The sequence below is a fragment of the Segatella hominis genome (assembly GCF_019249725.2).
In the GTDB taxonomy this organism is placed as follows: domain Bacteria; phylum Bacteroidota; class Bacteroidia; order Bacteroidales; family Bacteroidaceae; genus Prevotella.
This window is the reverse complement of sequence record NZ_CP137559.1, coordinates 2,473,919-2,492,653: the sequence shown is the minus strand read 5'-3', so window position 1 is coordinate 2,492,653 and position 18,735 is coordinate 2,473,919. Positions and strand designations below refer to the sequence as shown.

Annotated in this window: 19 protein-coding genes; 9 read left to right on the top strand and 10 right to left on the bottom strand. The window is 46.9% G+C overall.

The window, feature by feature from the left end:
• Positions 1–2 precede the first annotated feature (2 nt).
• The 8 genes from KUA50_RS10170 to KUA50_RS10135 all read right to left on the bottom strand — a co-directional run bounded on the left by KUA50_RS10170 (position 3) and on the right by KUA50_RS10135 (position 7,413).
• Positions 3–920 (bottom strand): decaprenyl-phosphate phosphoribosyltransferase, encoded by a 918-nt coding sequence (locus tag KUA50_RS10170; RefSeq protein WP_218457210.1) that lies wholly within the window; start codon positions 918–920, stop codon positions 3–5.
• On the bottom strand, positions 898–1,032 hold the full coding sequence (locus KUA50_RS10165) for a hypothetical protein (RefSeq protein WP_255415326.1): 135 nt from the start codon (positions 1,030–1,032) through the stop codon (positions 898–900). The genes KUA50_RS10170 and KUA50_RS10165 overlap by 23 nt, the downstream gene beginning before the upstream one ends.
• Positions 1,029–2,051, bottom strand: a complete 1,023-nt coding sequence (locus tag KUA50_RS10160; protein WP_218457209.1) for an acyltransferase family protein — start codon at positions 2,049–2,051, stop codon at positions 1,029–1,031. Before KUA50_RS10160 ends, KUA50_RS10165 begins: the two co-directional genes overlap by 4 nt.
• Before the next feature lie 98 nt (positions 2,052–2,149).
• Positions 2,150–3,280: an acyltransferase family protein gene (locus KUA50_RS10155; RefSeq protein WP_218457208.1), complete on the bottom strand. Its 1,131-nt coding sequence runs from the start codon at positions 3,278–3,280 to the stop codon at positions 2,150–2,152.
• A 92-nt stretch (positions 3,281–3,372) separates the two neighbouring features.
• The gene (locus KUA50_RS10150) at positions 3,373–5,295 is read right to left on the bottom strand and encodes a phosphoethanolamine transferase (RefSeq protein ID WP_218457259.1); all 1,923 of its coding nucleotides are present in this window, start codon (positions 5,293–5,295) and stop codon (positions 3,373–3,375) included.
• Positions 5,296–5,305: 10 nt separating this feature from the next.
• Positions 5,306–5,893, bottom strand: a complete 588-nt coding sequence (nadD, locus tag KUA50_RS10145) for a nicotinate (nicotinamide) nucleotide adenylyltransferase (RefSeq protein ID WP_218457207.1) — start codon at positions 5,891–5,893, stop codon at positions 5,306–5,308.
• 37 nt (positions 5,894–5,930) lie between these two features.
• Positions 5,931–6,506 carry a guanylate kinase gene (gene gmk / locus KUA50_RS10140; protein ID WP_022110530.1) on the bottom strand — a complete coding sequence of 192 codons (576 nt, stop codon included), beginning with the start codon at positions 6,504–6,506 and terminating at the stop codon, positions 5,931–5,933.
• Between the two features lie 28 nt (positions 6,507–6,534).
• Complete coding sequence (locus KUA50_RS10135) at positions 6,535–7,413, bottom strand: YicC/YloC family endoribonuclease (RefSeq protein ID WP_218457206.1); 879 nt, start codon at positions 7,411–7,413, stop codon at positions 6,535–6,537.
• Between the two features lie 91 nt (positions 7,414–7,504).
• Between KUA50_RS10135 and tsaB the strand changes: the two genes are divergently transcribed.
• The 6 genes from tsaB (at position 7,505) to rseP (ending at position 13,501) form a co-directional block, all read left to right on the top strand.
• Positions 7,505–8,197 (top strand): tRNA (adenosine(37)-N6)-threonylcarbamoyltransferase complex dimerization subunit type 1 TsaB, encoded by a 693-nt coding sequence (tsaB, locus tag KUA50_RS10130; protein ID WP_022110532.1) that lies wholly within the window; start codon positions 7,505–7,507, stop codon positions 8,195–8,197.
• Positions 8,198–8,293: 96 nt separating this feature from the next.
• Entirely contained in the window at positions 8,294–8,968 is a 675-nt protein-coding gene (locus KUA50_RS10125; protein WP_218457205.1) for a DUF4290 domain-containing protein, read from the top strand.
• 3 nt (positions 8,969–8,971) lie between these two features.
• Entirely contained in the window at positions 8,972–10,282 is a 1,311-nt protein-coding gene (murA, locus tag KUA50_RS10120; protein ID WP_218457204.1) for a UDP-N-acetylglucosamine 1-carboxyvinyltransferase, read from the top strand.
• Between the two features lie 78 nt (positions 10,283–10,360).
• Complete coding sequence (gene rimM / locus KUA50_RS10115; RefSeq protein WP_118117644.1) at positions 10,361–10,882, top strand: ribosome maturation factor RimM; 522 nt, start codon at positions 10,361–10,363, stop codon at positions 10,880–10,882.
• Between the two features lie 15 nt (positions 10,883–10,897).
• Positions 10,898–12,061, top strand: a complete 1,164-nt coding sequence (locus KUA50_RS10110; protein WP_218457203.1) for a 1-deoxy-D-xylulose-5-phosphate reductoisomerase — start codon at positions 10,898–10,900, stop codon at positions 12,059–12,061.
• Between the two features lie 36 nt (positions 12,062–12,097).
• The gene (gene rseP / locus KUA50_RS10105) at positions 12,098–13,501 is read left to right on the top strand and encodes an RIP metalloprotease RseP (RefSeq protein WP_218457202.1); all 1,404 of its coding nucleotides are present in this window, start codon (positions 12,098–12,100) and stop codon (positions 13,499–13,501) included.
• 146 nt (positions 13,502–13,647) lie between these two features.
• On the opposite strand, the gene KUA50_RS10100 is transcribed toward rseP, so the two are convergent.
• Together KUA50_RS10100 and KUA50_RS10095 are read right to left on the bottom strand one after the other, a co-directional pair.
• Complete coding sequence (locus KUA50_RS10100; protein ID WP_218457201.1) at positions 13,648–15,108, bottom strand: AAA family ATPase; 1,461 nt, start codon at positions 15,106–15,108, stop codon at positions 13,648–13,650.
• A 182-nt stretch (positions 15,109–15,290) separates the two neighbouring features.
• Complete coding sequence (locus KUA50_RS10095) at positions 15,291–15,476, bottom strand: helix-turn-helix domain-containing protein (RefSeq protein WP_256624290.1); 186 nt, start codon at positions 15,474–15,476, stop codon at positions 15,291–15,293.
• 781 nt (positions 15,477–16,257) lie between these two features.
• Between KUA50_RS10095 and KUA50_RS10090 the strand changes: the two genes are divergently transcribed.
• From KUA50_RS10090 to tnpC, 3 genes are all read left to right on the top strand, one after another.
• Positions 16,258–16,668 (top strand): hypothetical protein, encoded by a 411-nt coding sequence (locus KUA50_RS10090; protein ID WP_134842472.1) that lies wholly within the window; start codon positions 16,258–16,260, stop codon positions 16,666–16,668.
• A complete protein-coding gene (gene tnpB, locus KUA50_RS10085) occupies positions 16,656–17,003 on the top strand; it encodes an IS66 family insertion sequence element accessory protein TnpB (protein ID WP_022110333.1) in 348 nt (115 codons plus the stop codon). Before KUA50_RS10090 ends, tnpB begins: the two co-directional genes overlap by 13 nt.
• 101 nt (positions 17,004–17,104) lie before the next feature.
• Complete coding sequence (gene tnpC / locus KUA50_RS10080; RefSeq protein WP_218458237.1) at positions 17,105–18,664, top strand: IS66 family transposase; 1,560 nt, start codon at positions 17,105–17,107, stop codon at positions 18,662–18,664.
• Positions 18,665–18,735 lie beyond the last annotated feature (71 nt).

Below are 18,735 nucleotides of genomic sequence, written 5' to 3'. Positions count from 1 at the left end.
CCTTATGCGATATAGATGAGGAACAGGAAGGCGGCAAGCCAGGCTATTACAATAACCTGAGTGATGCGGTCGCGGAGCAGAATCTTGGTAGGGTCGCCACTCTGCTGGTCAACAACTGCTATCTGGATGTAGCGCAAGAGTCCTACCAGAACGAAAACCGTTGTGAGATAGAGTTTGTCGGTATGGAAATGTTCCAGAACCTCCGGACTTACTGTGTACATAATGTAGCAGACCAGAGTGACCGAGGCGGTAATGGTAATCGCCTGATTGATGAAAGTCAGATTGTAGCGGCTCGTATTCTTGCGTGGAGCCTCTCCGGTCTTCTCCATTCTTATCACATCATCGCGGCGCTTGGCAAAGCTCATGAAGAGGGTGATGAGGAAGGTCATCAGCACAATCCATTTGCTCAGTACCACGCCCGTTGCCACACCACCTGCCAGCAGACGGAGCACAAAACCGAAGGCTACGATGCAAACGTCTATGATGGCATACTGCTTGAACTTTGCGCAATAGCCTAAGTTCAGGCACCAGTAGAAAAGGATAATGCCCATCGTTTCCCAACCATCCAACAGACTGCTGAAACCGATGGAAAGCACCAGCATCAGAATCATCAGTCCATACGCCTGTTTTACCGATACGGCTCCGGAAGCTATCGGGCGATGGCATTTCACGGGATGACGTCGGTCTGCCTCCACATCGTAAATGTCGTTGAAACAGTAGATGCTGGAAGCAGCAAAACTATAGGCGAAGAAAGCGATGACTCCTGCCAGCAGGGCACCGGTATTGAAAAGTTCTCCGCCAAAGAAGAGCGGCATAAAGATAAAGCCGTTCTTGATCCATTGCTTCGGGCGAATGAGACGCATCAGGGCAGACAACCCCTTACTGTCCTTTTCTATATTATCTATTTCTTTTTCTTTCATAAAGTCCTATTTTGATTATTTTTTTCCTTTCGTTCCTCTTTTCCCTTTTCCAAAGTCCTTTTTCCTTTTCAAAAAAGTTCTCCTTTCTCCCTTCTAATTTCTCATTTCTCATTCTCCTTTCTCCTTCTCCATCAGGATTTTGCCTAATTCCTTAGAAATCCAGCCCACGATTTTAGCCAATATCCAGGAGGCAGGGAGCGTGATGGCGATGCAGGTGAAGAAGGTAGGCCAATAGCTCCAATGCCATTTCTCGATATAGTAGAGCACGAAGTGGATGTGGATGAGGTAGGCCTCCAGACTCAAAGCGCCCACAAACATGAATGCCTTGTTTACCCATTTCGGAGTGCGGCGGAAGATGCGGTTGAGCAGCAGAATGCTGGTTACTGTAAGCGGGATATAGAGCATTCTTTCCAGAAAGAGCGGGAATTGACCATGCTTCACCTGCTCCAGGAAGATGCTGGAGAGAAGCGTCATCAGAAACATGATCCAGATCATCCAGATGCTTGCCCCGTCGAGCGTATCCTTGCGGCGCACCATCTCGCCCATGTTGATTCCGATGAAGAATATCGGTACACGGCTCCAGAAAATTTCCAGATGACCAACTGCCTGATGGATAGGAGTAACGTATTGCACCAGAATGCACCACATCACCATGACCACGGGCAGCCAACGGTAGATAGGATGGCGCCTGATGAGTTCCATATAGCCTGGAGCAAAGAGATAGAGCATCATCGTGGCAGGAATGTACCAGAAGTTCAACTCATCGTGCAGCCAGAAACCCCAGTTGATGGAAATCTCTCCGAAGAGATAAATCCAGTCCCACGTACTTCCGCCATGAAAACGGGGAATGTAGAAGAGGCAGGCGATGATGAGCCAGGCAGGATAAATGCGGAGATAACGGCGGATGAAGAAACGCTTAACGTCAGGATTCTTGACCCATGAAAACCACAGACCGATTCCGCTGAGGAAGAGAAACATATCTACTCCCACATTTCCCATTCGGCGAAGTCCATAGAAAGCATCTTCACGTGGCAATCCCACATGAAAGAGGATGATGAAGAGCATGGCTGCTCCCATCAGTTCACCACGAAATCGGCTGATATTCGCCAGTTCTATATCTTTTATCTTCATAGGCGTAAGCTAAGTGGAGAGTGAAGAACGAAGAGTGAAGAATCCTCTTGTCTTCTTGTTTGTATTCTTATTATGGAGGTGGAAAACGAAAAAAGCTTCTAAAACTTCGGATTTGGGATTTTCTTCATCAGTTGCGTGAACAACCAAGCCAGGCAGATGCTCGATACGATGTAGAGGAGCAGACCTGCATACATATCTCCCTGTCGGCTGATAGGGATGAAAATCTTTCGTGTGATAGGGTGGCAGACGAAAAGTGCCGCCGAAATGCCGCCCATCCATTCCAATATCCTGTTGACTCCTGACAACCAGTTGACTCCTGAAAGAAATTTGGCGGTCAGTACGCTGAGCAGACAGATGAAGAGGGGCACGAAGGTCCATCCCATCATGCTGCCGCTGAGACTGTAGATGATGGAGCAGCAGAAGATGATGCCGAAGAAATTCGTCACGTTGTGATGGAAAGTCATCAATATCTTCTCGCCATATCGGGCATAGAGTACACCTAACCCGAATGGCAACATTCCTCCCATGAAATTATAGCGGTAGCGGTTCATCGCCTCGCTCTCTGGATTGTCCCATCCCAACGCTATCTGTATCACTATGCAGACTACCATCAGTCCTACGGTGAATCCCCAATGTTTGCGATAGATGAACAGACGATAGACAATATAGAGTTGGAGCATCAATCCGAAAAACCAGAATGGTCCTGGCCAGATGATGCGGTCTGGGTCGGGCAATATATTATTAAACATACCTAACATCGCCACAACATCAAGTGTAGCATACTTGTGCGGACCGTATGTGATGTAGTCGAGCATGGTGAATGCCACGAATCCCACAATCATCATCTTGAAGAGTTTCAGATAATGATAGCGGATGAAGCGAAGCGGCTCTTTCCAGTTCCACATCGTCTTTCCGTTGATGTTGACAAATTGTGTAGAGGCATCAAGATGTGGCTTTGCTTCATATTTCAATACCAGTCCGTATGCGCTCAGAAAGAGGAATACTGGTACGCCATAATGTCCGAAGAATGAGATGAGATGGAACGGCAGATTGAGGTCTGGATTGACCAAAACCTGGTTCAGCCAGTCCACGTTGTGTTGAAAATACTGATACTCGTTCTCCTTGACGATAGAACCTATCCAATGGCAGTAGTTGTGCAGGAAAATGCCGATAATGGCAAGTCCTCGCAGCACATTACATTCCGAACGACTTAAAGTGGGTGTATTCATATCTTATTTCTCCTATTCTTTATTTAATGATAGGGGCATATTCTTTTTTATGGGTGCAAAATTACGTATTTTGTTTTGAATATGCAATATTCCTATTTCTTTTTCTTTTTATGTCCCATGGCAGCTTCTGCATCCTTCAGCCTTTTCTGCTTCTCCATTTCCGCATCCCTCAACTTGTCATAGTCGGCGCTGTTTTTCAGGATGCGAGGGCGCATTTCGTCATACTCTGGGCTGAGGATGTTGTACTTCGGATTGTAGGTAGGAGTCTCGATGCCTGCCAAATATAATAATAGGTGAGGCAAGGCATCGGTCATGAAACGCTTGTCCTTCGCCTTGCGAATCTGGCGGTAGATGTCACGATGGCTGCTGATGTACTTCTGGGAACAGAAAATCCAGAAAGGAATCTCAAACTCGTAGTGAGCCAAAGGCCAGTCGATATTGGCAGAATGGTTGCGGCAGATGAAACCGCGGTTGCCCTCATAGCACTCCTCGCCATGGTCGGGCATGTAGATGACGATGGCGTTCTTCTTGGAATAGCGCTTCACAATCTGCGCCACGATAGAGTCGTTGTAAAGGGTGGCGTTGTCGTAATGGCTCAGCACCTTGCGCTGTTTGTCGGTCAGCTCTGGGCGCTTGTCCTCATAACTGCCCGCCCAGAAATGGGTCTGACTGTGCTTGTAGCGGGTCTTGTAATCCACGTGCTGACCCATCAGGTGGAAGATGGTGAGATTATACTTACTGTTGGTTTCAGCTTCCTTCAGTCCGTTGTCATAGTCCTCCAGCAGTCCGTCGTCCAGGGCGTGTAGCTCCGTGTTGCGGCTGTCAAACTGCAACTTGCTGAGTTTCGGATTATTGAGGAAGAAACCGCCGCTGAAGTCATATACGGCTTCCTTGGCCTGCGGCAGAAATTCATTGGTGATGAAGGTGACGTGGTAACCTGCCTTGCGGAAGATTTCCGGGAAGAGAGGATAGTCGCACCACTCGCCCTTCTCGCCGATGACATGAGTGGAGAATACGTTCTTGAAAACAAAGCTGGTGAGGTTCCAGCAGGTCACGACATCCGTAAATTTGGTCAGCTTCTTGGTCTTTTCCAATGCCACCTGATAAGGAGTCGTATCCATGAAATAACCGTATTGCTGGGAATGCTGCTTGCCGAAGCTCTCGCCGATGATGAGCACAATCTGTGGCGAACGGTAGGTGCAGGTATCTACCTCCACCTTGTCGGCAGCATGAATCAGCTGGGTAATCTGGTTGGCTGCCAACTTATTGGCGTAGATGCTGAAATAGAGACGGTAGATAGGCATGTAGAGATTGGCGCAGTCCTTCTCTGTGAGGGTATGTTCCACTTCGCCGATAGTCTTGCCCGTCATCAGCTTGTGGATGGCCATTTTGTTGTGCCAGGAAGTGCAGGCGCTCCAGATGAAGAGGGCGATGCAGCAGATGCCGGCTACCTGAGGCAGGAGTCGGGTGATGCGATCAATATGAAGGGTAAGCCAACCGTAGAGCGGTTTGCTGAAGGAGGCAAAGAGTACCGATACTTTCCAGATGAAATGGCGGAAACGGCGGAAGGCGGTGAGTATCTGCACGAGGATAAGCAGCAATACCCAGCCCACACTACTGAAGATAACCTCGGTAGAGAGGCAGGCTGCGATGAAGTTGCTTGCCTCGCTGCTGTTGGTTTCGCCCACCAGCATGAGCATGGAAGGGTTGAGCGTGGAGCCGAAATTGACGAAGCAATAGACATCAGCTATCGCCACGGCATACAAGATGAGATAGAGCACACCTCTGATGCAGAAGCGTACTTTCTTAGGAATCAAAGCCAAGACGGCACAAACGATGTAGAGGTCGAAAAACAGTTCCAGATACAGGTTGTCGTAGAGTTCACGCCATCTCGGGAGCGTTACTACGGCAGTCAGTATGCCCAAAATATACATGAACGTAAAGAAGTTAGCATTACGTCGTATCGGTTCAAATGCCAGGCACAAAGCCTTCTTGATGTATTTCTTCCAATTCATATCTTCCATATTATAATTTCTCATTTCTCATTCCCCCATAATATTTGCATGCCAAGTCCTCGATGGCTTCCGGCACCATTCCGTGGATACTTTTCCCCTGAAGAATCGCCTGGCGTATCTCGGTGCTGCTGATGTTGAGTAGGGGCGTCTCCACGATGGTTACTCCCTGTGGAACGGCTCCGATGCTTGCTCCCTGACGGGGATAGACCACGATAGGATAGTGGGCGAGAATGTCGTCGTGATGAAACCACTTGTCGAAAGCGGCCCAGTTGTCTCCACCTATTAATAAGGTGAAGTCGATGTCGGGATAATCCTTGCTCAGCGCCTGGAGCGTATGCCAGGTGTAGGAAGGTTTCGGAAGATGGAATTCATAGTTACAAGCCTTCAGCAGGCTTTCCCCTTTGAGCGCCTTTTCCACCAGTTCGAAGCGCAAAGAGTCGTCAAGCAGGTCGGTTGCAGCCTGCTTGAACGGATTCTGTGGTGAAACCATAAACCACACCTCGTCCAGTCCCGCCTTTTCGCAGAGGCTCTTGGCCAGAGCGATGTGACCGGTATGTATCGGGTTGAAACTTCCTCCGAATATTCCTACTTTCTTCATTCTTCGTTCTTCACTTAAAATTCTTCACTTGAATTCTTCACTCTTCACTTAAAAAATCCTTGACGAGCTGATAAACCTCCTGCTGTGCCTTCTCCAAGTTGTCGTTCACCACTACATGGTCAAACTGTGGAGCAAAGGTCAGCTCATAGCTTGCCTTGGCAAGTCGCTGTTCAATCACCTCTGGTGCATCCGTACCACGACCATTCAGACGTCGGCGCAATTCCTCTACCGAAGGAGGTTGCACGAAGATGCTCAAGGCACGCTCACCATAGAATTTCTTGATATTGACGCCACCCTTGACATCTACGTCGAAAATGACGGATTCGCCAGCATTCAGCTGGTTTTCCACCTGAGATTTCAGCGTGCCGTAGAAGCGGTCCTGATAAACCTCCTCGTATTCCAGGAACTCCTCATTAGCAATCTTAGCCTTGAATTCCTCAGGAGTGAGGAAGAAATATTCCACACCATTCTTTTCTGTACCACGAGGGGCGCGGGAGGTGCAACTGATAGAGAAGGCCAACTTCAATTCCGGGTGTTCCTTCATCAACCAGTTGACTATCGTGCTCTTTCCGCTGCCGGAAGGAGCGCTGAAAATTAACAATCCGTTCTTCATAATTATATCATTAATTTTATGATTCCAATTATAGTGCATTCAGCACCTGCTCCTTGATTTGCTCCAATTCGTCCTTCATCTTCACCACGATGTTCTGCATTTCAGCCTGATTGCTCTTAGAACCGGTAGTGTTGATTTCGCGACCCATCTCCTGTGCGATGAAACCGAGCTTCTTGCCCACGCCGTGACCTTCCTCGTTCATGGTCTCACGGAAATACTTCAGGTGGTTGGTAAGGCGCTGCTTCTCCTCGCTGATGTCGAGCTTCTCGATGTAGTAGATGAGCTCCTGCTCCAGGCGGTTCTTGTCGTAGTTGACTGAAGGAATCTGTTCCAGACCGCTCACGATGCTGGCACGGATTTTCTCCACGCGAGCTTTCTCGTATGGTTCGATACTGGCAAGGAGTGCCTGAATATTATCCACTTTCTCCGTAAATTTCTTCTGGAGAGCAGCACCTTCCTGCTTGCGGAAGTCCACCAGATGACCGATGGCCTGCAAAATTGCACTTTTTGCAGCTTCCCACTCCTCTTCAGTCAATTCTTCCACTTCAGTTCTTGTTGTTACGTCAGGAAGACGAAGAAGTGTGCCATACCAGTCTGTAGGCTCAGGAATACCGGTCTGAGCCGAAATCTGCTTGATTTGGTGGTAATAATTTTCTACAAGTGAAGCATTGATAGGAGTCGCATCATCAGCTGCATTCTTCTCTATCCAGATAGCAAAGTCAACCTTGCCTCTTTCCAGCATTTTAGCGATAATCTGACGCATCTCCATCTCCTTTTCACGATAGAGAGGTGCTATACGTGTAGAGAGGTCAAGAGCCTTGCTGTTTAATGACTTTATCTCTACATTAATTTTCTTTTCGTTGTAGGCAACGGTTGCTTTTCCGAAGCCTGTCATTGACTGTATCATATAATCTTTCACGTTAAATTTCTGCAAAAGTACAAAAAAAAGCGAGAAAATGATTAAATTTGCACCTTATTTAAGAATATATTTTTAAATTATGTCTTGTATATTGAATATTGAGACGAGTACCGATGTGTGCTCAGTGGCAATTAGTGATAATGGACAGGTGATTTTCAACAAGGAAGATCACAGCGGTCCTAACCATGCAGTTAAGTTAGGTGTTTACGTAGATGAGGCTCTTAGTTTCATAGATGCCCATGGTATTCCTTTGGAGGCTGTGGCGGTAAGTTGCGGCCCAGGTTCTTATACCGGTCTTCGCATCGGAGTCAGTATGGCGAAGGGAATCTGCTATGGCCGTGATGTGAAGCTCATCTCCATCCCTACGCTCGAACTGATGGCTGTTCCTGTATTGATCGGTGAGCATCCGGCTGAGGAAGATGCGCTTATTGTTCCTATGCTTGATGCCCGCAGAATGGAAGTCTATGCCAAGGTGATGGACCGTGCCCTGAAGGAGGTGCGCCCTATCCAGGCTGATATCGTGGATGCAGATACCTACAAGGAGTATCTTGATCGTGGAACTGTCTATTTCTTCGGAAATGGAGCCGAGAAATGTATGGAGGTCATCAATCATCCGAACGCCCGACTCGTGAAGGGCATCGAACCATTAGCGAAGAACATGGCTCCGCTGGCAGAGAAGCGCTTCGTGGAAGGCAAGTTTGAGGATGTGGCTTACTTCGTTCCTTTCTATCTGAAGGACTTTGTGGCCAAGATGCCTAAGAAACTGCTCTAAGAGAAGATCTGCTCTAACGGTGGTTTTCTCACATATAATATAAAGTGGGTTTCTTACATATAATATAAAAAAGAACATTCATCAATCATCATCAGAATGAATATAGAAGGATTAGATTACAATACCCAACGCGAAAAGTTGGTTTTGCCGGAATATGGCAGGGAGATTCAGAGTATGGTCGATCATGCCGTCGCCATCAAAGACCGTGCTGAGCGCCAGCATTGTGCGGAGTCTATTATCGCCATCATGGACCACATGTTTCCTGATGGTGCAGATGCCGAGGACCATCATCGCAAACTCTGGGACCATCTCGCTATCATGAGCGGTTTCAAGCTCGATATCGACTATCCCTATGCCGTGAAGCAGGCTGAGGATATTGCCAAAAGACCCGATCCGATGGATTATCCGATGACGAGAATCCCTGTGCGCCACTATGGAGCCATGATGTTTGAAATCTTCGACAAACTGAAGAACATGGAGCCGGGAGCGGAGCGTGAAGAACTGGTGAAGCTGACTGCCAATCAGATGAGACGCGACCTGGCGCAATGGAGCCACGGTTCCTGCGATGAGGAGAAGGTGGCTGCCGACCTGGCTCGTTTCACAGACGGCAAGATTCAACTTGACCTGAAGAACTTCAAGTTTGAGAAATTCGTGTTGCCTACAGGTAATGTTCCTCAGAAAAACAATCATGCTTCTCAAAAGAACAACAACGGTTCTCAGAAAAATAATAATGGTTCTCAGAAAAATAACAAGAAAAGGAATAATAAGTAGCTTATGGAGTCATTCATCATAGAGGGCGGCCATCCGCTCAAGGGAACGATTGTTCCACAAGGTGCCAAGAATGAGGCCCTGGAGGTCATCTGTACCACGATTTTAACTAAGGATCCTGTGCGCATCAAGAACGTGCCGGACATCCTCGACGTCAACAATCTCATCAAGTTGCTGAAAGAAATCGGAGTCAAGGTGACACAGAACAGCCACAACGACTATACTTTCCAGAGCGATGAACTCAATCTCGACTATCTGGACAGCATAGAGTTTGTGAAGAAATGTTCCTCCCTTCGTGGCAGCGTGCTCATGATCGGTCCGCTCTTGGGCCGTTGCGGAAAGGCTACGATTGCCAAGCCTGGTGGCGACAAGATTGGTCGCCGTCGTCTCGACACGCATTTCTTGGGTTTCAAATATTTGGGAGCCAAGTTTATGCATGATGACGAGCGCAATGTCTATCAGATAGAGGCAGACCACTTGAAGGGCTGCTATATGCTGCTCGATGAGGCTTCCGTTACGGGTACTGCCAATATCATCATGGCTTCCGTGCTCGCCAAGGGTACTACCACCATCTATAATGCAGCCTGCGAACCCTATATCCAGCAGCTCTGCCATCTGCTCAATGCGATGGGAGCACGCATCAGCGGCATAGCCAGCAACCTCCTCACCATCGTGGGTGTGGAAAGTCTGCATGGAGCCGAACATACCATTCTGCCGGATATGATCGAGGTGGGTTCCTTCATCGGAATGGCTGCCATGTGTGGCGCTGGTGTCCGCATCAAGGACGTATCGGTCAAGAATTTGGGAATCATTCCTGATGCCTTCCGCCGCTTAGGTGTGAAAATCAAGGTAGAGGGCGATGATCTCTTCATTCCTGAACAGAAGCATTATGTCATCGATTCCTTCATCGACGGCACCATCATGACTCTCTCGGATGCTCCTTGGCCAGGCTTGACTCCAGACCTTCTCTCCGTCCTGCTGGTAGTGGCTACCCAGGCTCGCGGTAGCGTCCTCTTCCATCAGAAGATGTTCGAGAGCCGTCTCTTCTTTGTGGATAAACTCATCGACATGGGTGCGCAGATCATCCTTTGCGACCCTCATCGTGCCGTGGTGGTAGGTCACGACCATAAGCTCACGCTCCGTGCAGGCAGAATGACGAGTCCGGATATCCGTGCCGGAATCGCCCTGCTGATAGCTGCCATGAGCGCCAACGGAACCAGCCGTATCGCCAATATCGCACAGATAGACCGTGGATATGAGGACATCGAAAACCGTCTCAACGCATTGGGTGCCAAGATTACCCGTGTCTGCGATTAGGTAAGTGAAGAGTGAAGAACGAAGAGTGAAGAATTCATTTGCTTTACTAATCATAAAGTTCAAAATTCAAAGTAAAGTATGATAAGACGTGACGACGTATATAAGATAGGTAAGCTCGGAAAGCCTCACGGCGTGAAGGGAGAAATCACCTTCGCCATCACAGATGATGTTTTCGACCGTGTGGATGCGGAGTATCTTGTGCTCGACATCAATGGCATCCTCGTTCCTTTCTATATGGAGGAATACCGCTTCAAAAATGATGAAAACGTACTGGTGAAGTTTGAGGATATTGACACGCAGGAACAGGCTCGCAACTATACGGGCTGCGAGGTTTATTTCCCGCGCCATCTTTCCGATAGCGATGGTGAGCACATGAGCTGGGCTGAAATCATCGGTTTCCAACTGGTGGATGTTCCTACTGGCAAGGTGGTGGGCACCATCGATCATGTGGATGATTCTACCATCAATCTCCTCTTCGAGGTGACTACCCCGGAGGGAGAGGAAGTGCTGATTCCTGCCAGCAACGACCTCATTGAGGAAGTGAATGCAGAGAAGAAAGAAATCAGAATGGCAATTCCGGAAGGATTGCTGGAACTGTAATTTAACTGAAGAGTAATGAAAAAACAACAGATATGTATTCTCGGTTCTACGGGAAGCATCGGCACACAGGCGCTGGATGTCATCGAACAGCATAGCGACCTTTACGAGGTCTATTGCCTCACCGCCAACCATCGTGTGAAGGAACTGGCTGCCCAGGCGCACAAGTTCCATCCTGCTGCCGTCGTCATCGCCGATGAGACACTTTATGAGGAACTGCAGGATCTGCTCCGCGACGAACCGGACATCAAGGTCTATGCAGGTGCACAGGCTCTCTGCGACATCGTGGAGGCTGATCCTATCGACATGGTGCTTGCCTCTATGGTGGGTTTCTCTGGACTGGAACCAACCATCCATGCCATCAAGGCCCACAAGAAAATCTGTCTGGCCAATAAGGAAACCCTCGTTGTGGCAGGTGAACTCATCTGCCAGTTGGCTCAGCAGTATCATGCGCCTATCCTCCCGGTGGATAGCGAACATAGCGCCATCTTCCAGAGTTTGGTGGGCGAGGATCAGAACGAAATCGACAAGATACTCCTTACCTGTTCGGGTGGACCTTTCCGCAATTTCACCCACGAGCAGTTGGAGAAGGTGACGGCAGCCGATGCCCTCCAGCATCCTACCTGGGATATGGGCGCCAAGATAACCATCGACTCCGCTTCTCTCATGAACAAGGGATTTGAGGTGACGGAAGCGAAGTGGCTTTTCGGCGTACCTGCCGACAAGATACAGGTGCTCATCCATCCGCAGAGCGTGGTGCATAGTGCCGTACAGTTTATGGATGGAGCCGTCAAGGCCCAGTTGGGTGTGCCGGATATGCGCCTGCCTATCCAGTATGCCTTCTCCTTCCCTCAGCGCCTGCCTTTGAAGGGCGAGCGTCTTGACCTTTTCAAGACCCAGGATTTGCAGTTTTTCGAACCAGACTACAAGAAGTTCAAGTGTCTGCAACTCTGCTTTGACGCCATCCGCAAGGGCGGCAATATGTCCTGCATCGTCAATGCAGCCAATGAAATCGTCAATGCAGGCTTCCGTCGTGGCGAATGTGGATTCCTGCAGATGGCAGACATCATCGAAGAGGTGATGGCGAAAGCCACCTTCGACAGTCAGCCCGACCTCGATGTCTATCTGCAGACCGATGCCGAGGCTCGCCGCATCGCCACCGAACTGATGCATCATATATAATAAGGTATAATCAATAATCAGAATAATCAATAATTAATGGAAGTATTTTTGATCAAAGCGTTGCAGCTGATGCTCTCGCTTTCCATCTTGGTGCTGCTCCATGAGGGCGGACACTTCTTCTTCTCCAAACTCTTCGGTGTAAGAGTTGAGAAGTTCTATCTTTTCTTCGACCCATGGTTCCACCTCTTTGAGTTCAAGCCAAAGAATTCAGATACTACTTACGGAATGGGCTGGTTGCCATTGGGTGGCTATTGTAAGATTTCGGGTATGATCGACGAGAGTTTCGATACCGAACAGATGAAGCAGCCGGAACAGCCTTATGAGTTCCGTAGCAAACCGGCCTGGCAGCGTCTTCTCATTATGATAGGTGGTGTGCTGGTCAATTTCGTCTTGGCTCTCTTCATCTATTCCATGGTGATGTTCCATTGGGGCGATACCTATGTGGCTACCAAGGACATGAAACAGGGTATGAAGTTCAATACCGAAGCCAAGAAATTAGGTTTCCAGGACCATGATATTCTCTTATCTACAGACTTGGGCGAGTTTAAGACCTATGATGGCGACCTGTTCCGTGACCTCTCCAAGGCGCAGCGTGTAGATGTATTACGCAACGGCAAGAAGGTAAGCATCCAGACCCCAGGCGACCTGAATATGCTCGACATGATCAAGGAAAGTCCTCGTTTTGTAGAGGTCTTCGTACCATTGCAGATTGATAGCGTGATGCAGGATTCTCCTGCAGCCAAGGTTGGTCTGAAGAAGGGCGATTGTATTCTGAGCGTCAACGGCAAGAAGGTGGATTCCTATAATGAGTTGACCGAGGAGTTGGGCAGAGTGGAGGATGTGCTTTCCGTAGCGCAGACACCTAAAGACAGTTTGAAGGCTCTTACTGGCACCCTGACTGTATTGCGTGCAGGCGTTGGTAATAAGAATTCTGCAGCAGATACCCTCAACTTGGCAGTACAGTTTGAGTCCACAGACGAGGGCGTGAAGTTAGGTTTCTACAATCATCCTGTGATGATGGACTACCAGCCAACCCACATCAGTTATGGATTCTTCGAGAGTTTCCCAGCCGGCATCAAGTATGGCTGGAATGTCTTGTCTGGTTATGTAGGCGATATGAAGTATGTCTTCTCCAAGGAGGGTGCCAAGAGCTTAGGCGGTTTCGGCGCATTGGGCAGTCTGTTCCCATCCATGTGGGACTGGCATGCGTTCTGGATGATGACAGCCTTCCTGAGCATCATCCTGGCGTTTATGAATATCCTTCCGATTCCTGCATTGGATGGCGGTCATGTCTTCTTCCTGTTGTATGAGATCATTACCGGTCGCAAGCCAGGCGATAAGTTCATGGAGCGTGCCGAGTTTGTCGGTTTCGGTATCTTGATTCTGCTGCTGGTAGTGGCGAATCTGAATGATGTCTTGCGACTGTTTGGAATCCTGTAACAGTGGATTGTTAAGTATTCTGTAAGGTGATTTCTGGATTAGAAAAATAAGAATTAAGAGCACATTAGCTCTATTTATAAAGCGAAAAAGGTGGATTTGTAGAGTGCAAATCCACCTTTTTCGCTTTAGTGCTAAAAAAAGACACTTTATGTGTTTGCTTTTTCAAAAAGATCATTCATCCTTACCTCACTATTCACCAATCCGCTATGCATATTCTGCTTCACTCCATAAGTAGTGATGAAGGTATGCAGCAATGCCTTCTTCGTCTTGGTCGCCACAGAGAAGGAAGACATCCTGTCACGCAGCCGCTGCTCATAGCCGGCATCTATCACAAACTCATCCTTGGCATATTTCATCTCACAGATATTGATAGCTCCATCAGCACGATCTATCAGCATATCAATCTGACCTCCTCTCCATTCTGCACCGGTAGCATCCACAAAAGGACGGCAAGACCAGGAATAAACATTCGCCAAAACACCAGAAATACCTAAAGCCTTCTTAATCTGTGGAATATGATGCAGGCATACCTGCTCAAAAGCATAACCACTCCAGGCGGTTCTACTTCCAGAATTACGCATATTACTCCAGAAGTTCTTATCCTGCCCACTGTTGTTTGCCACAAAACGGGTATAGAACAATGAGTATAAGTCTGTTAACTGATAAAGGGCATCCCTTTCACTTTTTCCTATGGTAGAATATTTCCTGATAAAATCGCATTTCTTCAGATTCTCCAGGATTTCAGACAACTGTCCACCACCTTTCAGTTTCAACTCATCCATCAATTCCTTGCGGGTCATACCCTTCATTTTTTCTGAAAGCACCTCTACTATCTTGCGATAATGCTTGGAGTCATTAAAGAGGGAACGGAAGAGGAAATCGAATTCTCCACGCAATGGTGAATCCTGCGAGAAAAACAGTCTGTCGATGCACACGTCTAACGGAACACCACGCTCCAGCATATCAAGATAATAAGGAATACCACCCAGTATCATATACACATCCAACACCTGCTGGCGGGTAAGAGCCAGTCCTTTCAATCCGTTTAAGAACTGCTCTGTCTCGCCCAGAGAGAAGGGAGCCAGATAGATCTGACGGGTTACTCGACCATACAATCCGCCCTTATCGCCTATAAACTTAGCCAACATCCACGTGGTAGAAGAACCACAGACGATAAGTTTCAGCTGAGGGACCATAGAGGCCCATGAATTCCAAAAATAGCTGAAGGCTGCGATGAAATTGCTTTTGGGCGTATCCATCCAAGGCAACTCATCAAAGAACAGAACTATCGGCTCCTGCTGAGATAACCCCGAAAGATATTCACGTAAAGCGGCAAATGCCTCAAACCAGGTTTTCAATCTCGGCACAGATTTTTTAGCATACTGCGTCAGTGCCATACGAAACTGCTCCAGCTGTACAGCACGGCTCACTTCATACATACCTATAAACGAAAAGGCAAACTGGTCGTTGAACATTTTCCGAACCAGGAAAGTCTTTCCTACACGCCTACGACCATAGACTGCTATCAGTTCTGCCTTGCAGCTATTACAACGTTCCAGAATGAGTTTCTGCTCATATTCACGTCCTATTATTCCGTTTGCATCCATAATTCCTGATTTTATTTCATTTATACTCAATCTTACCGGTGCAAAGATAAACAAAAAAAATGAATTCTGCAAGGATACCACCGCCCTAACTACCTTTTTTGATATAATTAGGGCGGACTTATAAGTGATATCACCGCCCTAACTACCTGTTTTTATATAGTTAGGGCGGTACTATCGCAATGTCACCATATAATTATATGCCCTTTGTCGGGTTGCTTATGATGTTTTTTTGCTCTCCAGACAGTTGGGGAGCAACCTTCTTTCTCTTTGAATATGCGATAGAGATAGGAGCGTGAAGAGAAGTCACATTCGGCAGAAATGATGTCGTTGTTGTAGTCGGGATAGTCGAGCATCATCTTCTTTGCCATACATTATTATAAAATAAGTAAATACGCTTGCAAAAGTACGAAAATGATTTCAGAAAAAGGTATAATATTCTCAAAATGTTTACGAGATATGCAAATAGTTGAGTATTTCACAATATTATTCCTTTCATTTTGGGGTTTCTTGATTTTGTTGTTCCTAATTTGTTTCTTTCATCATTTCACCTTCCTAATTGGTGTTGACTATCAGCATGTTACGGGTAATCAGTAAGATTTAAAGAAATCAATATCGCTTGTATCCTAGTACAAATGACTTGTTTGCGACTCGTATCTCCGAAAGATAGGAATCTGTGTTTCGGAGATACGGGTCGTGTCTTACTTGGACTCCCTTGTCGTTTATCGGAGGCACAAAAGTGCTCTTGCCCGAGCGCAAAAGTGCCCTTACCTTGGCACAAAAGTGCCCTTCCTTAGGCACTTTTCGACTTTGGTGAGTCAAGAATATCTGCTTGGCGTTCTGTTCTCTGATTTCCTTATTATAGAAAATGTTTGTATTGGTTTTTATGTAAAAATAGCGGTGGTAGATGTTTGGAAAAATCTTTATAGTAGAGAAAAATTAAAATCGAAATACGATTTTACCCTTCACCCTTCATCTTTTCGCCCGGAATGCTGATAAACACAGAGGATTTGAGGATGAAAGGTAAAATTCAACCCTTCACCACCCTTCACCGTCCTTCATCTTTTTTGCGTAAGCGGCTCCGCGTTTATACCATTGTAGCTTTCTCGTTTGTTCGTACCTTTGCACCATAATTTTTTAATTGCATGAATTATGACAACAAACGAACGTTTTGAGAAGGCTTGGAATTCCTTCTTAATCTATTTGAATCGAAATCCAAAGGCTCACCTGACTCCTTTCTTGAAGGAAAGGCATGTAAATCACCGTACCATGCAAAATTGGATGTCCGAGAAGGGATATTCTGTCCTGCGTGCCAAGCATGAAATCCGCGAAGTTCAGGAGGCAGCCCGTAAGGAAAGAGCAGAAGCCTCTACTGCAAATACCGGCGTGATGTTCGTGCCTATGGAGTCTCCAACTATAGATCTTCCTATGGAGGATCTTCTTCAAGGCATAAACATAACCTTTCCCAATGGAACCGTTGTGTCGATCAAAAAAGGATGCGCCAAGTCTGTTATGGCGTTAATGAAACTTTATGAGAAGGAGGATGCGGTATGTTTGGATTAAATGAGAACACCCAATACTATGTCTGCCAGCGATACGTTCGAATGAACACGGGTATTAATGGCTTGTATCAGATAGTAAGGACGGAGATGGAGCTGCCACCACTTGGCGGTGCTGTCTTCATCTTCTTCTCCAAGAATCGCCAGCAGGTTAAACTGCTAAAATGGGACGGCGATGGTTTCTTGCTATATCACAAGCGACTGGAACGAGGAACCTTTGAATTGCCATTCTTTGACCCTAAGAACAAGCAATGCAAAATGCCGCACAAGACTCTGTCTGCCATCATGAGCGGAATTTGCCTTAAAAGTATGAGATTTAGAAAGAGGCTTAACTTATAGCTGTATTATAATGCCAATAACGTGCTGTATATCAATAAAATAGATAAAATTAATATCCAATAATACTTGCATGTCTCAATATTTTTTCGTACCTTTGCACTATGACAAAGGACGAAATCATAGTACTTTTGAAGGAGCAACTTCAGCTTGCTAACGATACTGTGAGTTCGCTGACCATACAGGTCGGTGAACTCATTGAACGTATAAAGTCATTAGAAGAGCAACTCGTCCAGAAAGGAATCGCCATAGACAAAGCGAATCGTCAGAACAGGGCGCTCGGCAAGCTCGTTTCCGGCAAAAAGTCCGAACGTCAGGAGAAGTGTCTGCAAGACTCAATGACTCAGGAAGAATTTGACAGGAAGAAAAAAGAGCAGGCGGAAAAGAGAAAGGAGCGCAAAAACAATGGGGCCAAGCGTGACATGCATTATGAGATGGAGGAGAAACATGTTACGGTTAATCCAGACATGGATGCGGAACTTTTGAAGACGCTGCGCATCTATGGCACCCGCACCTGTGTGCGTTACAGCATGGAGCCCATCAAGTTCATCAAGACCGTATATCACATCAACACTTATACGGATGGAAATGTCCTGTATCCAGGAAAGACCCCACCAGCATTGCTGCTAAACTCATCCTATACATCTTCTTTTGCAGCAGGTCTACTGCAGTTGCGGTATATCTATTCCATGCCGGTGGAGCGAATCGTCAAATACTTTGCCGACAGTGGGTTCACACTAAGGAAAGCCACGGCAAACAAGCTGATTGCCAGAAGCGCAGACGTACTGGAAAATATCTATAGAGCCATCTGCCAAAAGGTGTTACAGCAGGATTATGTTACGGCAGATGAAACTTATCATAAAGTACTGCTGACGAGGGTAAAGCCTACAGACAATGGCTCGAAGAAAGGTTACCTGTGGGCGGTAAGCGCACCTAAACTGGGACTTGTGTTCTTCGTATATGAGGCTGGATCACGTTCTGAGCAGATCATACTTGATGTGTTCTCGGATTATAAAGGTACAGTACAGAGTGATGCATATGCTCCTTACCGGAAGCTGGAGTCGGATGCTTATCCGGACATTATGAGAATTGCCTGTCTGCAGCATGTCAAGAGAAACTTCATCGACTGTGGCAAGAACGACAAGGATGCACAGGAAGTAGCAGGCATCATCAACAGATTTTATCAAGAAGACAAAAAGCATAAGGTTGGCGTAAATGGATGGACAATAGAGAAACATCTGGCTTATCGGCAATCATACGCACCGGACATTTTGCAGGATTTATTAGAGAAACTGGAGGAATTATCTTCCAGGAAGGATTTGCTGCCCAAATCGCCCTTGGCGCAAGCCGTCGGCTATGCCCTTAACGAGTATAATGCCATTTGTGACATTTTTAAAAGAGGTGATACTGCTCTCGACAACAATTATATTGAGAGAATCCAGAGGTACATATCGCTGTCGAGAAGAAACTCATTATTCTTTGGTTCGCACGAAGGGGCAAGACGAGGAGCTATCCTATATTCTATCGCCATCTCATGCAAAATGAATGGCATTAATCTGTTCGAATACATTAGCGACGTCATAGAAAAGACCGTAGAATGGCAACCAAATACTCCATTGGAAAAATACAGAGACTTGCTTCCTGACAGATGGAAAAAGCAGTAACAGCATTATTCAATCAGCTATTACTGCTTTTTTCAATTATGCAAGGTATAAACGCGGAGCCGCTTACTTTT